The sequence below is a fragment of the Amycolatopsis sp. NPDC051373 genome (assembly GCF_040689465.1).
Classification (GTDB): Bacteria; Actinomycetota; Actinomycetes; order Mycobacteriales; family Pseudonocardiaceae; genus Amycolatopsis.
In genome coordinates, this window is the sequence record NZ_JBFBAE010000028.1 from 109,713 (window position 1) to 128,229 (window position 18,517).

The 18,517-nt window shown below is 72.4% G+C and carries 19 protein-coding genes; 3 read left to right on the forward strand and 16 right to left on the reverse strand.

All coding sequences use genetic code 11. The features are described from left to right. Positions 1–2: 2 nt before the first annotated feature. The gene (locus AB0383_RS39225; RefSeq protein ID WP_366189984.1) at positions 3–1,073 is read right to left on the reverse strand and encodes a class I SAM-dependent methyltransferase; all 1,071 of its coding nucleotides are present in this window, start codon (positions 1,071–1,073) and stop codon (positions 3–5) included. Positions 1,074–1,563: 490 nt separating this feature from the next. Between AB0383_RS39225 and AB0383_RS39230 the strand changes: the two genes are divergently transcribed. Then, positions 1,564–2,076: a hypothetical protein gene (locus AB0383_RS39230; RefSeq protein ID WP_366189985.1), complete on the forward strand. Its 513-nt coding sequence runs from the start codon at positions 1,564–1,566 to the stop codon at positions 2,074–2,076. Between the two features lie 30 nt (positions 2,077–2,106). Then, a complete protein-coding gene (locus AB0383_RS39235; RefSeq protein ID WP_366189986.1) occupies positions 2,107–2,844 on the forward strand; it encodes a hypothetical protein in 738 nt (245 codons plus the stop codon). Between the two features lie 45 nt (positions 2,845–2,889). Here AB0383_RS39235 and AB0383_RS39240 read toward each other — a convergent pair whose 3' ends face one another. The 4 genes from AB0383_RS39240 to AB0383_RS39255 are packed head-to-tail and all read right to left on the reverse strand — an operon-like array spanning position 2,890 to position 6,016. Further along, positions 2,890–3,342 carry an Lrp/AsnC family transcriptional regulator gene (locus tag AB0383_RS39240; RefSeq protein WP_009078207.1) on the reverse strand — a complete coding sequence of 151 codons (453 nt, stop codon included), beginning with the start codon at positions 3,340–3,342 and terminating at the stop codon, positions 2,890–2,892. Next, positions 3,339–4,481 carry a Xaa-Pro peptidase family protein gene (locus AB0383_RS39245; protein ID WP_366189987.1) on the reverse strand — a complete coding sequence of 381 codons (1,143 nt, stop codon included), beginning with the start codon at positions 4,479–4,481 and terminating at the stop codon, positions 3,339–3,341. Before AB0383_RS39245 ends, AB0383_RS39240 begins: the two co-directional genes overlap by 4 nt. 36 nt (positions 4,482–4,517) lie before the next feature. Then, positions 4,518–5,129, reverse strand: coding sequence for a CPBP family intramembrane glutamic endopeptidase (locus tag AB0383_RS39250; protein WP_366189988.1), 612 nt, complete (start codon positions 5,127–5,129; stop codon positions 4,518–4,520). Next, the gene (locus AB0383_RS39255) at positions 5,129–6,016 is read right to left on the reverse strand and encodes an NAD(P)H-binding protein (RefSeq protein WP_364180084.1); all 888 of its coding nucleotides are present in this window, start codon (positions 6,014–6,016) and stop codon (positions 5,129–5,131) included. The genes AB0383_RS39250 and AB0383_RS39255 overlap by 1 nt, the downstream gene beginning before the upstream one ends. 111 nt (positions 6,017–6,127) lie before the next feature. Between AB0383_RS39255 and AB0383_RS39260 the strand changes: the two genes are divergently transcribed. Continuing rightward, positions 6,128–7,078, forward strand: a complete 951-nt coding sequence (locus tag AB0383_RS39260; protein WP_364180082.1) for a 5'-3' exonuclease — start codon at positions 6,128–6,130, stop codon at positions 7,076–7,078. A gap of 7 nt (positions 7,079–7,085) precedes the next feature. Here the strand turns inward: AB0383_RS39260 and AB0383_RS39265 are convergent, their stop codons facing one another. The 11 genes from AB0383_RS39265 to AB0383_RS39315 form a co-directional block, all read right to left on the reverse strand. Beyond that, positions 7,086–8,303 carry a GNAT family N-acetyltransferase gene (locus tag AB0383_RS39265; RefSeq protein WP_366189989.1) on the reverse strand — a complete coding sequence of 406 codons (1,218 nt, stop codon included), beginning with the start codon at positions 8,301–8,303 and terminating at the stop codon, positions 7,086–7,088. Between the two features lie 54 nt (positions 8,304–8,357). Next, positions 8,358–8,750 (reverse strand): DUF4333 domain-containing protein, encoded by a 393-nt coding sequence (locus AB0383_RS39270; RefSeq protein WP_366189990.1) that lies wholly within the window; start codon positions 8,748–8,750, stop codon positions 8,358–8,360. Between the two features lie 45 nt (positions 8,751–8,795). Continuing rightward, positions 8,796–9,998: a GNAT family N-acetyltransferase gene (locus AB0383_RS39275; RefSeq protein WP_366189991.1), complete on the reverse strand. Its 1,203-nt coding sequence runs from the start codon at positions 9,996–9,998 to the stop codon at positions 8,796–8,798. 80 nt (positions 9,999–10,078) lie between these two features. Beyond that, positions 10,079–10,930: a DUF4333 domain-containing protein gene (locus tag AB0383_RS39280; RefSeq protein ID WP_366189992.1), complete on the reverse strand. Its 852-nt coding sequence runs from the start codon at positions 10,928–10,930 to the stop codon at positions 10,079–10,081. 187 nt (positions 10,931–11,117) lie between these two features. After that, entirely contained in the window at positions 11,118–13,883 is a 2,766-nt protein-coding gene (locus AB0383_RS39285; protein ID WP_364180072.1) for a DEAD/DEAH box helicase, read from the reverse strand. 67 nt (positions 13,884–13,950) lie between these two features. Continuing rightward, positions 13,951–14,886 carry a YegS/Rv2252/BmrU family lipid kinase gene (locus AB0383_RS39290; RefSeq protein ID WP_366189993.1) on the reverse strand — a complete coding sequence of 312 codons (936 nt, stop codon included), beginning with the start codon at positions 14,884–14,886 and terminating at the stop codon, positions 13,951–13,953. A 10-nt stretch (positions 14,887–14,896) separates the two neighbouring features. Continuing rightward, positions 14,897–15,862 carry a twin-arginine translocase subunit TatC gene (tatC, locus tag AB0383_RS39295; protein ID WP_364180068.1) on the reverse strand — a complete coding sequence of 322 codons (966 nt, stop codon included), beginning with the start codon at positions 15,860–15,862 and terminating at the stop codon, positions 14,897–14,899. Between the two features lie 89 nt (positions 15,863–15,951). After that, positions 15,952–16,248, reverse strand: coding sequence for a Sec-independent protein translocase subunit TatA (gene tatA / locus AB0383_RS39300; RefSeq protein WP_364180066.1), 297 nt, complete (start codon positions 16,246–16,248; stop codon positions 15,952–15,954). Between the two features lie 21 nt (positions 16,249–16,269). After that, a complete protein-coding gene (locus tag AB0383_RS39305) occupies positions 16,270–16,497 on the reverse strand; it encodes a bacteriophage holin (RefSeq protein ID WP_285966923.1) in 228 nt (75 codons plus the stop codon). A 10-nt stretch (positions 16,498–16,507) separates the two neighbouring features. After that, positions 16,508–17,488: a WYL domain-containing protein gene (locus AB0383_RS39310; protein WP_220240771.1), complete on the reverse strand. Its 981-nt coding sequence runs from the start codon at positions 17,486–17,488 to the stop codon at positions 16,508–16,510. After that, positions 17,485–18,477 carry a WYL domain-containing protein gene (locus tag AB0383_RS39315; protein ID WP_366189994.1) on the reverse strand — a complete coding sequence of 331 codons (993 nt, stop codon included), beginning with the start codon at positions 18,475–18,477 and terminating at the stop codon, positions 17,485–17,487. Before AB0383_RS39315 ends, AB0383_RS39310 begins: the two co-directional genes overlap by 4 nt. Between the last annotated feature and the right edge of the window lie 40 nt (positions 18,478–18,517).

Consider the following 18,517-nt stretch of genomic DNA (forward strand, 5'->3'; position numbering starts at 1 on the left):
TTTTATCGTACCAGCGGTCGGGCTTGGAGGCGCCACAGCGACGTCACCTCCCCGGCACGGGCGGCGTGAAGGGGGTCTTCGGTGGCCGCCGCCTTCGGGTGCCGCGGTGTCGTGTCGATGCGGCCGGCTACGCGTAGGCCGGCGGCGCCGACGAGGTCCACGAGTTCGGCGCGGGTTCGGAGTCCGACGCGCTCGGCCAGGTCCGAGAGGACGAGCCAGCCTTCCCCGCCGGGTTCGAGATGGGCGGTCAGGCCGGTGAGGAAACCCCGCAGCATGCGGCTGTCGGGATCGTAGACGCCTTTCTCCAGGTCGGACACCGGATGCGCGGGCAGCCACGGCGGGTTGCAGACCACGAGATCGGCTCGCCCCTCCGGGTACAGGCAGGGTTCGGGCACCTGGATCCGGGCGGTGAGGCCCAGCCGGGTGGCGTTGTCGCGGGCGCACGCGAGGGCACGCGGATTGCTGTCGGTGGCCGTGACGCGGGCGATGCCGCGGCGCGCCAGCACGGCGGCGAGGACCCCGGTGCCCGTGCCGAGGTCGAACGCGGTGCGCGTCAGTGCGGGCAGGGGTGCCTGGGCCACGAGGTCGACGTACTCGCTTCGGGTCGGCGAGAACACCCCGTAGTGGGGATGGACGCGGCCGCCGAGAGCCGGGACGAAGACGCCGCGCTCGCGCCACTGGTGCACGCCTCGCACGCCGAGCAGCTCACGCAGGGCGAGCACACCAGGGCCGGTCGCGGCCCCGTACGCCTGGCGGCACGCCTTCCGGACGTCCGGAGCGCGCCGCACGTCGAGGCGGTATTCGGCGTCCACGGCGACGAGCACCTGCCCCAGTACGCGGGCGCGGTTCCGGCGCGCCCGGCGATGCTCGCGGAAAGCCTCGGCCGGGTCGGCGACGGGGTGCGGGGTTCGCCGGTCCAGCCGGCGGCCCATGGCCGCCAGCAGCCGGCGAGCCTGGGGGAAGTCACCACGCCACAGCAGGGCCACGCCGGAACGGGCCAGGTCGCAGGCGGTGGCGGCGTTGCAGCGGTCGTCGACGGGGACGAGTCGCGACGGGGGCGGGAACGGGGGCATCTCGGGCTCCTCGTGATCGGACGTGCGGGTACACGGCGAGCACTTCGGGGCGCGAGCGAGGAACCCCTGGACCAGGCCGGGGCTCGAGACGTGGGAAAGGTCCGGCTATCGCCTCGGCGCCGAAGTGCGCGAGGAGTGATCGCCGAGCACCATGCCGAGTGTCACGAGAAGCCTTTCGGAGAGCCGATACGCGGGGCCGCAGCATGGCACCTGTGCACGAGTGACCGCCACCGGATTTCGGCCGTCCGGGACAGCGGTGGTGAACCCACCGCAACACGAGCGACGCACGACTCCTCAGCCCGCGGCCCAGGCCACCCACAGCGGTGGTTCACGCCGGGCTGTTCCTGCGGCTCCGAAAATGATCTTAGGCTCGGCCGCGGAGGGTTTTCGCGATCACACAGGGTTCGAGACCATGGAAACGCGAACGGCAAGGATTCGCTCCGCCCGGATTTCCGCGGCGGTTTTCGTTCTGACCATCGCTTCGGCGGCAGTGGCCGTACCGGCGGCGCTCGCGGACCCCATCCCGGGGTTCGACTTCGATCCGGTGAAGCTGACGCAGCGGATGGACCAGTGCACCAGCCGGCAGGTGGACGACGGCTTCCTGCTCATGGGCGGGATCAACGTCAGCTCCGGCGAGAAGCGGCAGTGCCGGTGCAGCTCGCTCAAGCACATGCTCGAGGACCCGCGCCCGGGCGGGGAGCAGCACGATCCCTACTCGGATCCGGAAGGGTTCATGCGGTGCGCCGACCGCACGGTGAGCTACGGATTTCCGAGGCCCGCGTCGGGTCCGGGCAACAAGCAGAACATCCTGCAGTTCCGAGGCACGGAGCAGCGCGCCCACGTGGTCTACAACGAGGCCACCGGCGACATCGCCACGATCTACACCGAGCCGGCCCAGGACAACTGGCACGACTGCGCCTACTGGGCGCCGGGTGCCGCGGTGCGGCCCGGGCCGGCTCCGGAAGTCGCCCGATCCGGTGTGGCGGTACTCGCCGGCCGGTGAGCGGGTTCGCGGCCTGCCATGCTGGCGCGGATGACGGACACGGGATACGCGCGGCTGCGGCTGGAGGTACGGGTCGACGAGGTCGACGGGGTCCGGACGCCGCAGGTCGTACCGCTGGTGGACGGGCGGATCCTCGGGCTCGACCTGGTCGCGCACGCGGTGCGCGGTGACTACGGCCGGGGAATGGATCCGGATGTGCTGCTCGGGCGGCGCAGCCCGCTGCGTCCACCCGACGTGGGCCTGGAGCTGTTCGACGAGCGGCCGCGGGCGCCGCTGTGGCGAGGCTCGCGGGCCGAGGATCCGGTGGCGATCTCCGTGCTGGTCGAGCGGGAGAACGCGGGCTGGGGCCCGCCGCACGACGCGGTGGTGTGGGCGGACTGGCAGGTCCGGCGGTGGGAGGGGCTGCCGCCGCCGGAGGTGGTGCGGTTCGATCCCGGGCAGTACTTCGAGGAGCTGATCCGCGCGGACGTCGACCGGTGGTGGGAGGACGTGCCGAGGCGGGTGGCGCGGCACGTGGTGTCGGTGCTGGACGACCGGCCCGGGGTGCTCGGGCAGTGGGGGTTCGGGTTGCTCGGCGGGCGGGGCTGGACGATCGGGGCCGACGGCGAAGTGGAGATCTCCGTCGTCGGCCCCGGGGGCCGGCAATACCTCCAGTTCGGCTGCGATCCCCAGGGTGATCCCGATGCCGAGGCCGGCCGGATCCTCGACCGGCTCGGCGACACGCACCCCGAACGGTTGCCGGCGACGGTGCGCTCGACCGTGGTGTAGCGGCGGGTGGTGCTCTCCCCACGGGAAGCCACCACCCGCCGGAAGTCACAACGTCGGCGAACGCCCTTCGAACGGCGTCGACAGCACCACCGTCGTCCGAGTCGACACCTTCGCCGCCTCCCGGATCCGCCGCAGCAGATCCTCCAGCCCCAGCGGCGAAGCGACGCGCACCAGCAGGATGTACGACTCGTCCCCCGCGACCGAGTAGCAGGACTCGATCTCCGTGATGTGCTGGATGCGTTGCGGGTAGTCGTCGGGGGCGGCCGGGTCGTTGGGGGTCAGCGAGATCAGCGCGGTGAGCGGGAGGCCGATCTGCTCGCCGTCGAGACGGGCGGTGTAGCCGAGGATCACGCCGCGCTGCTCCAGCCTCCGCACGCGCTGGTGCACGGCCGACACCGACAGGCCCACGCGTTCGGCGAGGTCGGTGAAGCTGCGCCGACCGTCGGCGGCGAGCTCCTGCACGATGGCCTGGTCGAGCGGCTCGAGGGGGCCGCTCATGCTTCGAGCACGACGAGGTCGTGCGGCCGCGTGTTCACGGCCTCGACGCCGGTCTCGGTGACCACGACGATGTCCTCGATGCGGGCGCCCCAGCGGCCCGGCTGGTAGATGCCCGGCTCGACGCTGAACGCCATGCCCGGCTCCAGCGGCAGCGTGTTGCCCGCGATGATGTAGGGCTCCTCGTGCACGTCGAGGCCGATGCCGTGGCCGGTGCGGTGGATGAAGAACTCGCCGAAGCCCGCGGCGTCGATCACGTCGCGCGCGGCGGCGTCGATGGACTCGGCCGTGGCGCCGGGGCGCACGGCGTCGACCGCGGCCTGCTGGGCCTGCTGCAGCACGGCGTAGGTCGGGGCGACGTCGGCGTCGCGCGGTTCGCCGACGGCGTAGGTGCGGGTGGAGTCGGAGTTGTAGCCCTCGGGCACCGGGCCGCCGATGTCGACGACGACCACGTCGCCGCGTTCGATCACGCGATCGGAGACGTCGTGGTGGGGGCTGGCACCGTTGGGGCCGGAGCCGACGATCACGAAGTCGGCCACCGTGTGGCCCTCCTCGACGATGGCGGCGGCGATGTCGGCGCCCACCTCGGCCTCGGTGCGCCCGGCGCGCAGCCACTCGCCCACGCGGGCGTGCACGCGGTCGATGGCGGCACCCGCGGCGCGCAGCGCGGCGATCTCGGCGGCGTCCTTGCGCATCCGCAGCTCGCGCACGACGGGACCGGCCAGGGTCTGCTCGGCGTCACCAAGGGCGGTGCGCAGGGCGAGCACGTGCAGGGCCGGGGTGAAGTCGCTGACGGCGACGCGGCGGGCCTTGCCGAGCCGGTCGGCCACCAGCCGGTAGGCGTCGTCGCCGTCGACCCAGGTGAGGACCTCGACGCCGAGCTCGGCGGTGGGCACGTCGGCGTAGCCGGGGGCCTCCAGCTTGGGCACGACGAGCGCGGGCACGCCGTCGGCGGGCACCACGAGCGTGGTGAGGCGCTCGAAGGAGCCGCCCGCCTGGCCGAGCAGGTAGCGCAGGTCGGAGCCGGGGGCGATGAGCAGGGCGTCGGTGTCCGCGGCGGCGGCCGCCTTCGCTGCGCGGTCGAGGCGGGCGCGGAGCGCGGCGGCGTCCGGGGCGGGCGTGTGGAGGGATCGGCGCGACATGCGGCTGAGCCTAGTACCGGCGCGCCGAGGGGCCCGTCACCCGGGCGGGGCCGGAGTTTCGAACAGCGGCGGCAACGCCGTGAGCATCAACGAGGACCAGACCACATGGGTCAGCAGCGGCGCCTGAATGCCGCCCGTGGCACGCCGTTGCAGCCCGAACAGCGTCCCCATCACGATCGACGCCAGCACGAGGGCCGGGTTGCGAGTGGCCACGGTGGACAGTGCGTAGACCGCCGTCGAGGTCGCCACCGGCGCGCGCGTCACCGAGCCTTGCAGGGCGCCGCGGAAGAAGACTTCCTCGGCGGCGCCGGTGATCAGCGTCGTCGCGTAGACGGCCGGACCCGAACCGCGATCGGCGTAGGCGAGCACCCCCGCGATCGCCCGTGACAACGGCGGGATGCGGCGGGCCACCAGCGCACAGCCGTAGAACACGCCGAACGCGCCGACGGCGACCGCCACGGGCCCCGCGACGGGGTGGCGCGAGGTGCCGCGCGGCGGTGGTCCCGCGGCGAGCCCGCCCGCGGCCCAGGTGGCGGCGACGGCTCCCGTGCGCCCGTGGAAGCGGGCTGAACCGGGAGGCGTGGAGAGCGACCGGCCGAGCAATCCGGTACCGGCCGCGGTGACCAGCCCGAGCAGCGAGCGCCGCATCACGCCGCCCGCGCGCGTTCGGCCAGCGCCGCCAGGGCCGCGGAGTCGTAGTCCATGGGTTCGAACGGTACGACGTCGCGGATCGCGGGGTCGCGCACGACCACCTCGTTGGCCATGGAGTCGATGAGCGTGCGGCCGGTGGCCACGTCGACGTCGGTCACCAGCGCGAGCCAGTACGACGAGAGCCGCGGCGAGAGCAGCGGCACGGGCACGATCAGCGGCCTGCGGCCCTCGATCCGCGCCAGCCGCCTCAGCATGTCCAGGTAGGCCAGCTGTTCGCTGCCGCCGATCTCGAACGTCCGGCCTTCCGCGGCCTGCGAGTCGAGCACGCCTACGAGGTAGCGCACGACGTCGGCGATCGCGATCGGCTGGGCGCGGGTGGCGGCCCAGCGCGGGGTGACCATCGCGGGCAGGTGCTCCACAAGCTGGCGGGTGATCTCCCACGAGATGCCGCCGTGGCCGATCACGATGCCGGCGCGCAGCACGGTCACGGGCACACCGGTGCCGGCGAGCAGGTACTCGACTTGGCGGCGGCTGCGCAGGTGGGCGGACAGGTCGTCGGAGTCGTCGCCGAGGCCGCCGAGGTAGACGATGCGGCCGGTCCCGGCGGTGCGCGCGGCGAGGGCGAACGCGCGGGCCGCCGCGGAGTCGCGGCGTTCGAAGTCACGAGCGTCGAGGGCGTGCACGAGGTAGTAGGCGGCGTCGGTGCCCCGCAACGCCATCTCGAGCGAGCGGGAGTCCTCGACGTCGCCGTGCACCGCGGTGCCCGCGCCCGTGTAGGCGGCCGGGTTGCGGGTCATCGCGCGCACGTCGTGCCCGTCGGCGGCCAGTGCCTCGGCGACGCGGCTCCCGACGAAACCGGACGCCCCGGTGACCAGTACGCGCACTCCCACTCCCCTTTCCCACGGTGTCGATCAGGGGTACCCGGGACGGGGCGGTGGAAACCGGGCGGCGCGTCAGGCGCGGTACTGCGCGGGCAGACGTGGCAGGCTGGGCGCGTGACCGGACCACTCGCCCTCCTCGACTCCGCGAGCCTGTACTTCCGCTCGTACTACGCGCTGCCCGACTCGATGACCGCGCCCGACGGGACGCCGGTCAACGCCGTGCGCGGGTTCACCGACACGCTGGCGCGCATCCTCACCGACCGACGCCCGTCGCGGCTGGTGGCGTGCCTGGACGCGGACTGGCGGCCGAAGTTCCGCACCGACCTGCTGCCCAGTTACAAGGCACACAGGGTCGCGGTGCCGGGGCACGGCGAGGGCGAGGCCGACGTGGAGGAGGTGCCCGACACGCTCACGCCGCAGGTGCCGGTGATCCTCGACGTGCTGGCCGCGTTCGGGTTCGCCACGGCCGAGGCGGCGGGCTACGAGGCCGACGACGTGATCGGCGCGCTGGCCACCCACGAGCAGGACGCGCCGGTCGAGGTCATCACCGGCGATCGCGACCTGTTCCAGCTCGTACGCGCGACGCCGACGCCGACCTCGGTCGTGTACGTGGGCAAGGGCTGGGCGAAGGCCGAGGTGCTGGGGCAGGCCGAGATCGCCGAGCGCTACGGCGTGCCGGCCGGCCACGCGGGTCCGGCCTACGCCGACATGTCCGCGTTGCGGGGTGACCCGTCCGACGGGCTGCCCGGCGTGGCCGGTATCGGCGAGAAGACCGCGGCGAAGCTCATCACGCAGTTCGGGTCGCTGGAGGAGCTGATCTCGGCCTCGCAGTCGGGCGACTCGCGGTTGCCGCTGAAGACCCGGCTGCGGCTCAAGGACGCGGCCGACTACCTCGCCGTGGCCCCCACTGTGGTGCGGGTCGCCGTCGACGCGCCGGTGGTGCAGTCCGGGCCGGACGCCGTGCCGACGAGCCCCGCGGACCCGGACCGGGTCGCGGAGCTGGCCGAGCAGTGGAACCTGGGCCGCTCGGTCGAACGGCTCCTGGCGGCGCTGCCGAAGGCGTGAGCGCGGCTCAGAAGTACGTGCCGCACCACGGCCGCGTGTCGGTGGCGAACAGGGTGTCGGCACGGCCGAGCGCCGCCGGGTCGACCGCGGTGATCCGGCCGGCTTGCGCGAGCGTCGAGGCGCGCCACTCGCCGAGGTAGAGCATGGCGAGGCTGTCGGCGTCGAGGCGCAGGTCCGCGTCGGCGTCGGTGCGTTCGGCGCCGTCGGGGCCGACGCGGTAGCGGCCGCGGTTGGCCGGCAGCAGCCGATCGTCCACTTCGAACACGACGGGTTCGCCCGAGCCGTAGGTGCGAGCGGCGAGCGCGCCGGCGACGTCGACCAGCCGCAGCCACAGGTCGTCTTCCACCTCGGTGGTGCGGGCACGGCGCGGGTCGGCGAGCAGCACGGAGAGGGGTTCGTCGAGCGGGCGGAAGCGGGAGCTCACGGTGGCGACGAGGTCGATCGAGAGCAGGAACCGCCACAGCGCGGCGATCGCCTCCGGGTTCGTGCCGTGCAGGTCGCGGACCTCCAGCAGCGGGCCGCGTTCGGGTTCGGCGGCGGTGGACTGGTCCACGCTCTTGAACATCGCGAACGCGTCGTCCTCACCGTTCGGTCCGGTGTGGACAGCCACGCGGTACCCGTCTTCGCGGCTGAGGCGGCGGTTGAGGGCGATGGGCCACCAGACGTCGGGGCGGGCGATCATGCCCGGCCGGTGCAGCCCGATCCGTTGGTACAGCGCGGGAAGCTGCGCGCGGGCCTCCTCGGTGTCGAGCAACCGGACGGCGCCACCGGCCTCGGCGCCTTCGCGCAGCCGCGCGGGGTGGTCGACGCGGACGGTGGCGCCGGACGTGGCGATGCCGTAGCCGAAGCGGCCGTAGATCACAGCTTCGCTGGCGTGCAGGCACGCGAGCGTGGTGCCGCGTTCGGCGAGGTCGTTGAGCTGCGCGCTCATCAACGCGGTGACGACGCCGCGGCGGGTCCAGTCGGCGCGCACGCCGACACCGTCGACCGCCGTCGCGGGCAGGAGCGCGCCGCCGGGGACGGCGATCGTGGTGTCGAAACCGCTGGTGATCCCGATCGGACGGTCGTCGGCGAACGCGGCGAACTTGCCGGGCGCGGCCCAGGAATCGCCGATCTGCGCCCACGCCTCGTCCGAGAGCAGGGGGCTGTGCAGTGCTTGCCCGAGCAGGTCCAAGGTGGGCCGGCGCTCGTCGTCGGTGATCGGGCGTACCACGAAGTCGGTCATGCCGCGATCCAACCAAGCCCGCGGCGCGGGTGCCACGCGTTTTCCCCCGGCGCGCTACTTCGGGGCGTCGACGCGGTAGTCGCCCGCGGTGCCGGTGACCGTGATGGGCACGTGTTTCTCCTCGCCCGCGAGGTCGACCACGCACTGGAACGTGGAGCCGTCGGTCACGGCCTGGCGGTCGGGGCACCTGACCTCGCCGACGCCGTCGAGCTTGTAGGTGTCGGCGAGGATCTTGGCGACGGCGGCGTCCATGGCTTTCGCGTCGAACACCCGCCCGGGCCCGGTGGCCGACGCCGGCGTCGCGCCCGCCGACGTCTCTGCAGGCGTGGTGGCGGAGGGCGTGACCGTGACGGTCTTGACGGACGTCACCGGGTCGGCTTTGGTCGAACAGCCGGTGGCGAGCAGCATTCCCAGGCCGCACAGACCCAGCACCAGCACGGCGCGCATTCCCGCTCCTGTCCCCCGATGCCCGTTACGGGCCCTTGGTCAAGGTCAGAAGAAAGTACCGCACCATGACGCGCGGCGCGTGCCGAACAAGGTGTCCACGTGCGACACCGCGGCGTCGTCCAGGACTTCGACACGGCCGGTGTCGGCCAGGGCCGAGGCGTGCCACGCTCCGAAGTAGAGCATCGCGAGCGAGGTGACGTCGAGGCGCAGGTCCGCGTCGGCGTCGGTGCGTTCGGCGCCGTCGGGGCTGATGCGGTAGCGACCGTCGTTGGCGGGCAACAGCGGGTCGGTCACTTCGAGGACGACCGGTTCGGCCTCGCCGTAGGTGCGGGCGGCGAGTGCGGCGGGCGCGTCGATCACGCGCAGCCACGTTTCGTCCTCGACGGCCTTGACCTTCACCGCGCGCGCGTCGGTGAAGAGCAGTTCGACGGGTTCGTCCACGGGGCGGGCGATCACGGAGATGTCGTCGACGAGGTCCACCGACAGCAGGAACCGCCACAGGCCAGCAAACGCGGCGGGGTTGGTGTAGTGGAACTCGAAGACCGTGAGTTTCTGCCGGTCGCCCTCGCCGCGTTCGACGTGGTAGACGAGGTAGCCGTCGACGCCGTCCGGGCCGCGGTGCACCGCGGTCTCGACGGGGCTGTCCGAGCGGCGGGCCTGGTTCTCGTTCATGGGCCAGTAGTGCGCGGGCCGCGTGATCATGCCGGGCCGGGCGGTGCCGGTGGCGGCGTAGAGGTCGGGCCAGTGCAGCAGGGCCTGCTCGAGGCCGAACACGCTGACCTCGCCGCCGGACGGTGCTTCCGGGCGCAGCCGCGCGTGGCGGCGGTCGACGACGAGGTTGCGGCTGAGGGTCGCGACGCCGTAGCCGTACCGGCCGTAGATCGCGCCTTCGGTGGCGTGCAGGGACGCCAGCACCACGTCGCGTTCGGCGAAGTCCTGCAGCTGCGCGGCCTGTAGGGCGCTGAGCACGCCGCGGCGGGTGCGGCCGGCGCGCACGCCGACGCCGGTCACGGCCGCGAGCGGCACGCGCGCGCCGCCGGGGAGGACGACCTCGTGGTCGGCGGCGCGCACGGTGCCGATCAGCTCCGGGTCGAACGCGGCGAACACGCGCGACTCCTGCAGAGCCTCGCCGATCCGCTCCCACTCCTCGTCGCTGCCGGCCTTGACGTGCAGCGCGGACCGGAACAGGTTCCAGGCCGCGCGCTGCTCGTCGGCGGAGGACAGGAGTCGTACGGTGTGGTCGCTCATGCCGCGATCATCCTGTGGCCAGCGGGGTGCGGGCCACCGATTTACCCGGCTTCACTTTTCAGAGTGGATCACCGCGGTGATCATGGGGCGGCAGGCGGCGAGACCTCGTAGTTGCCGTCGCTGCCCTTGACGGTGATCGGCACCTGCTGCGGCTTGCCGTTGATGGTCGCGGTGCACTCGAACTTTGCACCGTCCTCGACCTTCTGCTCGGCCGGGCAGGTGACGCCGGTGACGCCTTCGATCTTGTAGGTGTCGGTGAGCAGCTTCGCGACGTCGGTCTGCATCTGGGTGTTGTTGAAGACCTCGGTCTTGAAGAAGCCGGGGGCGACGAACCCGAGGATCGCGACCACGGCCACCACCACGATGAGCGCGCCGATGCCGATGAACAGGCCGCGCTTCGACTTCGGTTCGTCACCGGTGTCGCCGACGGTCTGCGCGAGGGCGGTCGCCTGGCCGTAGTCGTACTGGTTGCCGGCGGGCTGGCCGTAGGGCTGTTGAGCCTGCGGGCCGGTCTGCGGCTGGCCGTACAGCGGCTGCTGCTGCGGGCCGCTCTGCGGGTACCCGCCGCCGGGCTGCTGCCCGTACTGCTGGGGCGGCTGCTGCCGGTTCGGGTCGTAGGGCTGGCCGTACTGCTGCGGGGGCGGCTGCTGGCCCCACTGCGGTTGCTGCGGCGACTGCGGTGGCTGCTGCTGGGGGTAGCCGCCGGGCTGCTGGCCGTACTGGGGCTGCTGCTGCGGCTGGACCCACTGCGTCGGCTGCGAGTCGAAGGGCTGCTGGGGCTGCTGGCCGTACTGCTGCGGGTTGTAGGGCTGCTGTTGCTGCTCCTGCGGCCCGCTCGGCGGGTAGGCGCCGCCCGGCTGTTGCCCGTATTGCGGCTGCTGCCCGTACTGGGGCTGCTGCTGCGGGTCGTTGCCGCCATACGGCGTGCTCATCGTTCGCCTCCGCCTTGATTGCCTGTGGCAGTGACCTCCTCGGGAGGAGTCGCTGCCCACGGTGTCGAGCGCGATCCAACCACAGGTCGGGGCCGAGCACACGCGTCCACGCGCACCCTGTCCGAGCGGTGACCTCGACCTGCCCGCGAACGCCCTGCGGCCGAGGCGCGCGCTTCCGGCAAAACAGTCATGCCCCGCCGGCCGCGACGACGCCGCGGCGCAGTGCGCGCACGGCTTCCGCGGCGGCGGCGCCGACCGGGTCGGCTTTGCCGAGGACGTCGCGGATCTGGTCGAGCAGGTCGATCACCTGGCGTGACCAGCGGACGAAGTCGCCGGCGGACAGTTCCTGGCCGTTGGTCTCGGCGGCGGTGAGGACCTTCTCGAGCGATTCGCCGCGGGCCCACCGGTAGACCGGCCACGCGAAACCGGCGTCGGGTTCGCGGGTGCGGTCGAGGTGGTGGCGGCGTTCGTCCTCGGTGAGGTCGACCCACAGCTTGGTGGTCTCTTCCCAGGCCTTGGGCACGGAGCCGCCGGGCAGGCGCGGCTCCCCCGCCATATCGCGGCGGGCCTCGAACACGAGCGTGGACACGACGGCGGCGAGCTCGGCCGCGCCGAGGCCTTCCCACACGCCATGGCGGATGCACTCGGCGGCCAGCAGGTCGGACTCGCTGTAGAGACGCGCGAGGCGGTGGCCGTGTTCGGTGACGCGGTCCTCGCCGGTGCCGGGGCCGAGGTAGCCGCGTTCGCCGAGCAGCGCGAGGATCCGGTCGAACGCGCGGGCCAGCGAGTGGGTGGTCGCGGCGACCTTGCGTTCGAGCTGCTCGGTCTCGGCCTGCAGGCGCTGGTAACGCTCGACCCAGCGCAGGTTGGCCTCGCGTTCGGCCAGACCGTGGCAGGGGTGGGCGCGCAGGGCGCGCTGCAGGGCGTTGAGCTCCGCATCATCGCCCTGGCTCGTGCGGCGCCGCTGGCGCCCGGGCAGGGAGATGCCGGAGTCGCGCAGGGCCGACGCGATGTCGCGGCGGGTCTTGGGTGAGCGCAGTTCGACGTGCTTGGGCAGGCGGATGCGGCCGAGGGGCTCGACCGGGGCCGGGAAGTCGGCGACCGAAAGCGGCCCGGACCAGCGGTCCTCGGTGACGACCACGGGCCGCGGCTCGCGGATCGGATCCAGGCCCGGGTCGACGACCACGGCCAGCCCGGCGCGGCGCCCGGCGGGCACGGCGATGACGTCGCCCTTGCGCAGCTTCTCCAGCGATTCCGCGGTGCCGGCGCGGCGGGTGGCGGTGTTCTGCCGGGAGAGCGTCTTCTCGCGGGCGGAGATCTTGGCGCGCAGCTCGACGTATTCGAGCATCTCGTCGAACTCTCCGGTCACCGCGCGGGCGTAGCCGACGAGGGCTTCCTTGTTGCGGTCGATGCGCCGCGAGGTGCCGACCACGGACCGGTCGGCCTGGAACTGGGCGAACGACTGTTCCAGCAGCTCGCGCGCGGAGTCTGCGCCGACCTGGGCGACGAGGTTGACGGCCATGTTGTAGCCGGGCCGGAACGACGAGCGCAGCGGATACGTACGCGTGGAGGCGAGGCCGGCGACCTGCTTCGGGTCGACGCCGGGCTGCCACGCGACGACGGCGTGGCCCTCGACGTCGATACCGCGGCGCCCGGCGCGGCCGGTCAGCTGCGTGTACTCGCCCGGGGTGAGGTCGACGTGGGCTTCGCCGTTGTACTTGACCAGCCGTTCCAGCACCACAGTGCGCGCGGGCATGTTGATACCCAGCGCGAGGGTCTCGGTGGCGAACACGGCCTTGACCAGGCCGCGCAGGAACAGTTCCTCGACGGTCTCCTTGAACGCGGGCAGCAGGCCCGCGTGGTGGCCGGCGAAGCCGCGTTCCAGCGCTTCGCGCCATTCCCAGAAACCGAGGACGCTCAGGTCGCCCTCGGGCAGGTCGGCGGTGCGCTCGGCGACGATGCGGCGGATCTCCTCGACCTGCTCGGGCCCGTTGAGCCGCAGGCCGGAGCGCACGCACTGCGCGACGGCGGCGTCGCAGCCGGCGCGGGAGAAGATGAACACGATCGCGGGCAGCAGCCCGGCCGTGTCGAGGCGCTCCACGACGTCGACGCGTGAGGGCGGGCGGAACCGTTGCGGGCGGGGTGCGCCGCGGCGGCCTCCGCGGTTGCCGCGCATCGAGGCGGGGGCGAAGCGGCCGAGCTCTTCGGCGCGGCGCAGCAGGCCGGGGTTGATGCTCAGCTCGGCGTTCGGGTCGCCTTCGTCCTGGCCGGCGAACAGGTCCATCAGGCGGTTGCCGATGAGCATGTGCTGCCACAGCGGCACGGGCCGGTGCTCGTCGACGACGACGGTGGTGTCGCCGCGGACCTCGACGAGCCATTCGCCGAACTCCTCGGCGTTGCTCACGGTGGCCGAGAGCCCGACGACGCGGACGTGTTCGGGCAGGTGGAGGATCACTTCCTCCCACACGGCGCCGCGGAAGCGGTCGGCGAGGTAGTGGACCTCGTCCATCACGACGTAGCCGAGCTCGGGGATGGCGGAGCTGCCGGCGTAGAGCATGTTGCGCAGCACCTCGGTGGTCATCACGACCACCTGCGCGTTGCCGTTGATGGAGGTGTCGCCGGTGAGCAGGCCGACGGCGTCGCTGCCGTAGTGGGCTACGAGGTCGGCGTACTTCTGGTTGGACAGCGCCTTGATGGGCGTCGTGTAGAAGCATTTACGGCCCTCGGCGAGTGCCAGGTGCACGGCGAACTCGCCGACCACGGTCTTGCCGGCGCCGGTGGGTGCGCACACGAGCACGCCGTGGCCGTCTTCGAGAGCCTCGCAGCCGCGGACCTGGAAGTCGTCGAACTCGAACGACACCTCGCCGGCGAAACGCGTCAGCTGCGGGTATTTGGCGCGGCGGCGTGAGACCGCGTAGGCCTCGGCCGGGGAAGGTGAAGGGCTAGTGGCCACCCCGTCAGGGTTCCACACGGCACCGACAGTCCGCACGCGGCGTGCCGACCGGTGTGTGGCCGTGCGGTTACGGGGCGACGACGGTGAGCGCGTCGGGCACGCAGGTGGCGGTGACGGGGGTGGTGCCCTGGGATTCGCCGTCGGCGTAGGCGGGCCATCCGGGGCCGGTTCCGGTTTCGATGCCGGTTTCGATACTCAGTGTCCGGGTGCGCAGGGTGCGGACGGCGGGGTGGTCGAGGTGCGCGCCGGTTCGCAGGCCGGGCAGCAGGCGCAGCAGCTGCAGGCGGCCGGCGGCGCCGATCACGGTGACGTCGAAAAGCCCGTCGTCCGGCGTGGCCTGGGGGCAGATGGGGACGCCGCCGCCGTAGTAGGGGGTGTTGCCGACGGCGATCAGCGTGGCGTCGAGCTCGAGGGTGCCTTCGTCGGTGTGGAGGGTGACGGGGCGGGGGCGGAAGGCAGCGAGCTCGGCGAGGATGGCGACGTCGTAGCGGCGGGGGCCGGAGGGCCAGCGGAGGCTGTTGGCGCGGGCGTTGACGGCGGCGTCGAATCCGGAGCACAGGACCGTGGCGAACCAAGCGCCCTGCTCTCCCGCGCCGCTGCCTTCCGCGCCGCCGAGGCGGCCGAGGTCGAGGGTGCGGCGGGTGCCGGCGCGCAGGGCTTCGGCGAGCTTGTCTGCGGCTGTGAGGGCGTCGGGTGGGGTGCCGAGGGCGCGGGCGAAGTCGTTGCCGGTTCCTGAGGGCACGAGGCCGAGGGCGACGTCGTGGTCGGCGCAGAATTGCACGCCTTGATGCGCGGCGCCGTCGCCGCCGAGGACGATGAGCACGTCGAGACCCTCGGCGTGCGCGGATCGCATGAGGGCTCGGGATTCCTCGACGCTGGTGGCGGTGAGGACGTCGAGCCTTTCGACGGCGAGGCGCAGCCGGGCGGCCACGGCGTCCGCGATCCGGGCCGCGGCTCCGTGGCCGGAGGCCGGGTGGACGGCGAGCGCCGCGGTGAGCCCCATGCGGTGGTGGTTACGTGATGTCGTCGGTCGACTGGCTGCGCGGCGAGGTCACGGGCTCGTCTTCCTCGACGGTGCTCGGCGTGTAGTTGAACGGTGCGGCTTCGTCGTCGTCGAGCTTGTCCCAGCCCTCGTCTTCGCGGATCTTGTCGCGCTTGCGGTCGTGGAAACGCGTGATCTGGATGGCGATCTCGAACAGCACGGTGAGTGCGGCGGCGAGACCGAGCATGGAGAACGGGTCGGAGCCCGGCGTCGCGAACGCGGCGAACACGAACAGCGCGAACAGGATGCCGCGACGCCACCGCTTGAGCTGCTGGTAGCGGACGACCCCGACGAGGTTGAGCATCACCACGATCAAGGGGAGCTCGAAACTGACGCCGAAGATGAGCAGCAGCGACAGGATGAACGAGATGTACTTGTCCGCGGTCAACGCGGTCACGAACTGGTCCTGGCCGAAGCCCGCCAGCAGCGCCAGCGCGTGCGGCACGAGGAAGTACGCCAGCACGGCACCGGCGGCGAAGAGCACCGAGGCGAAGCCGACGAAGACGAGCGCGTACTTGCGTTCCTTCGTGTAGAGCCCGGGAGCGATGAACGCCCAGAACTGGTACAGCCAGAACGGCGAGAGCAGGACCGCGCCGGCCGCGACGCCGATCTTCAGGCGGACCATGAAGACCTCGAACGGCTGCGTCTGCAGCAGCCGGCACCCGGCCTGGTTGCCACCGAAGCGCTGTTCGGCGGGGATGGCGCAGTACGGGTGGGTCATGATGTCGCCGAGCGACGGGATCGGGCCGAGGTGCTGTTCGAACCAGATCCAGCCGAAGATGCCGCCGATGACGATGAACAGCAGGGCGAACCCGAGCCGGCGCCGGAACTCGTAGACGTGCTCGATGAGTGTCATCGTGCCGTCGGGGTTTCTCCGGCGGCTGCGCCGGCGCCGGTTGCTGGGGCGCGCGCCTGCGCCGTTGGCGGCTTCCGCCACTGGTCGTTCCGTTCTCGTCATAGCCCGCCGGAGCGCGCTGGGTGTTCAGCGCGCTCCGCGGACCGGGGACCGGGTGGGGTGGTCGGGCCTCAGCTGGCGTTCTTCTGCGGCTGCTCGGCCGCCTGCTGCTTCTTCAGCTCGTCGAGCTGGCGCTGGAGGTCGGCGACCTGCTGGTCCTGGGCCGGGGCGGTGGCCTGCGGGAGCTGGCGGGTCTCGACCTGCTCGGCCTCGTCCTTGTGCTCGCCGGTGAGGTCCTTGGTCTCGGCCTTGAAGATCTTCATGGACTTGCCGATGGAGCGGGCGGCGTCCGGAAGCCTCTTGGCCCCGAACAGCAGAACCACGACGAGCACCAGGATGATGATGTGCCACGGCTGCAGCGCGTTCATGGCGGTGGCCTCCTTGTTTCTTTAGTCGTTGCCGATGTTACTGGTTTCCGGTGCGTCGCGGCGCTGCGCCACGGCCACGCGAAGTGCTGCGGACCGGGCGCGGAGGAGTCCGGTCCGGTCCTGGGTGTTCGTAGCCACCATGCTCAGGGTGCGGCGGAACTGGCGCAAGACTCTGATCGTCCGTACTGCCAGGAGAATCAGGACGAGCAGGCCCGCCGCGAGCACTACGTAAGTGGGCAAGTACGACACGTGGGTTACCTTAACGGCCGTAGGTTGACGGTAGGTGACGGGATCGGGCCACCGCGTCGGCCGCTCGTCGTCGAACCGCGTCAGCGAGTGTGACGGGGCTCTCCACCTGCGCGTCTCCGGCGAGTCCGAGGACCAAACGGACCATCCAGGACTCGTCCGCATAGCGCATCCGGATGCGCAGCCGCCCACCGTCGAGTTCGGCGAGTTCTTCACACGGGTAGTACTCCGCGACCCAGCGCGCGTCGGGGTCGAGCACGAGCTCGGCCTCGCACTGGTCGGGCCGCGCGGAGAACACGCCGTCGGACAGGTCGGTGGGCCGCGCGTGGGCCGGGGGCGCGGCGGGTTCGTCGAGCACGGTCAGCTCGTCGATGCGGTCGAGGCGGAACAGCCGGACGTCCTCGACGCGGCGGCACCAGGCTTCGAGGTAGCCGACGGCCTGCACGATGAGCAGCCGCATCGGGTCCACGGTGCGTTCGGTGATCTGGTCCTTGGACGCGGTGTAGTACCGCATCCGCAGGGCGCGCCCGGCCTGCAGCGCGGCCGCGACCTCCTCGCGGGTCTTCGCGGCGCGTTTGCCCTCGCGCACGCCGCCGCCGACCACGACACCGGCCGGCTGGGCCTGGCCCGCGGCGTCCTCGATCTTGGCGATCGAGCGGCGCACGGCGTCGCCGTCGACCACGCCGGGGGTGTCGGCGAGCGCGCGCAGGGCCACGAGCAGCGCGGTGGCCTCGCCGCCGGTGAGGCGCAGGGGGCGGCTCATGCCGGCGTCGTGGGTGACGACGATGGTGTCGCCTTCGAAGGAGAGGTCGATCAGGTCGCCCGGGCCGTAGCCGGGCAGGCCGCACATCCACAGCAGTTCGAGGTCCTTGCGCAGCTGGCGCGGCGTGACGTCGAAGTCGTGGGCGGCCTCGTCGACGCGCACGCCGGGGCGCGCGAGCAGGTAGGGCACGAGCGCGAGCAGGCGCGGCATGCGTTCGGTGGAGCCGCTCATCGGCCGCTCCCCTGCTCGGCGCGGGCGAGGACGGCTTCGAGGCGGTGCTGCACGGATTTGGCGAGCACGTCGGGTTCGAGCACGAGCACGTCGGGTCCCTGGGCGGCGATCCAGTCGGCGGCCGACTCGGGGAAGAACAGGCCGATCTCGATGAGGTCGCCCTCCTCGCCGTCGATCGTGTCGCGGCCGACGACCTCGCCGCGGCGGCGCACGCCGGCGGCGCGCCCGTCCGCGACCCAGAGGCGGGCGGTGGTGACGGGGCTGGATTCCTCGCTGCCGCCGGTGACGGACACGAGCTGCAGCAGGTTCACACCCTCGGGCCGCGTCACCGCGCCGGGCTCGCCGATAGGGGTCACTTTGCCGGTGACGCGGGAGAGCCGGAAGCAGCGGGTCGCACCGCGGTCGCGGTCGTGCCCGACGACGTACCAGCGAGCGCGCCAGGACACGACTCCCCACGGTTCGAGCTCACGCATGCGGCGTTCCGGGGAGCCGACGCGGCGGTACTCGAAGCGCACGGCCTGGCCGCTCTGCACGGCGGCGAGCAGCGGCCCGAACGCCGGCTCGGCGCGCACGCGGGGTTCGATCACGGTGGGCGCCTGGTCGTCGACCTCGACGCCGGCAGCGCGCAGCTTCACGAGCGCGCCCTGGGCCTGCCCGGTCAGCTCGGGCGAGTCCCACAGGCGCACGGCGAGGCCGACGGCGGCCGCTTCGTCGGGGGCCAGGTCGATCTCACCGAGCTCGTAGTCGCGGCGGGCGATGCGGTAGCCCTCGACGGGGTCGAACGCGGAGTTGCGGCCGGTCTCCAGGGGGATGCCGAGCTCCCGCAGCTCCGTTTTGTCGCGTTCGAACGTGCGGAAGAAGGCCTCGTCGCTGGCCGCGTCGGCGTACCCGGGCACGATTCCGCGAATCCGCTCGGCGGTGAGGTACTGCCGGGTGGACAGCAGGGCGAGCACGAGGTTGACCAGCCGTTCGGCGCGTGCGGTGGACACCCGTACAACCCTAGCTCTCCTCGTCGTCCCCGATCGTGAG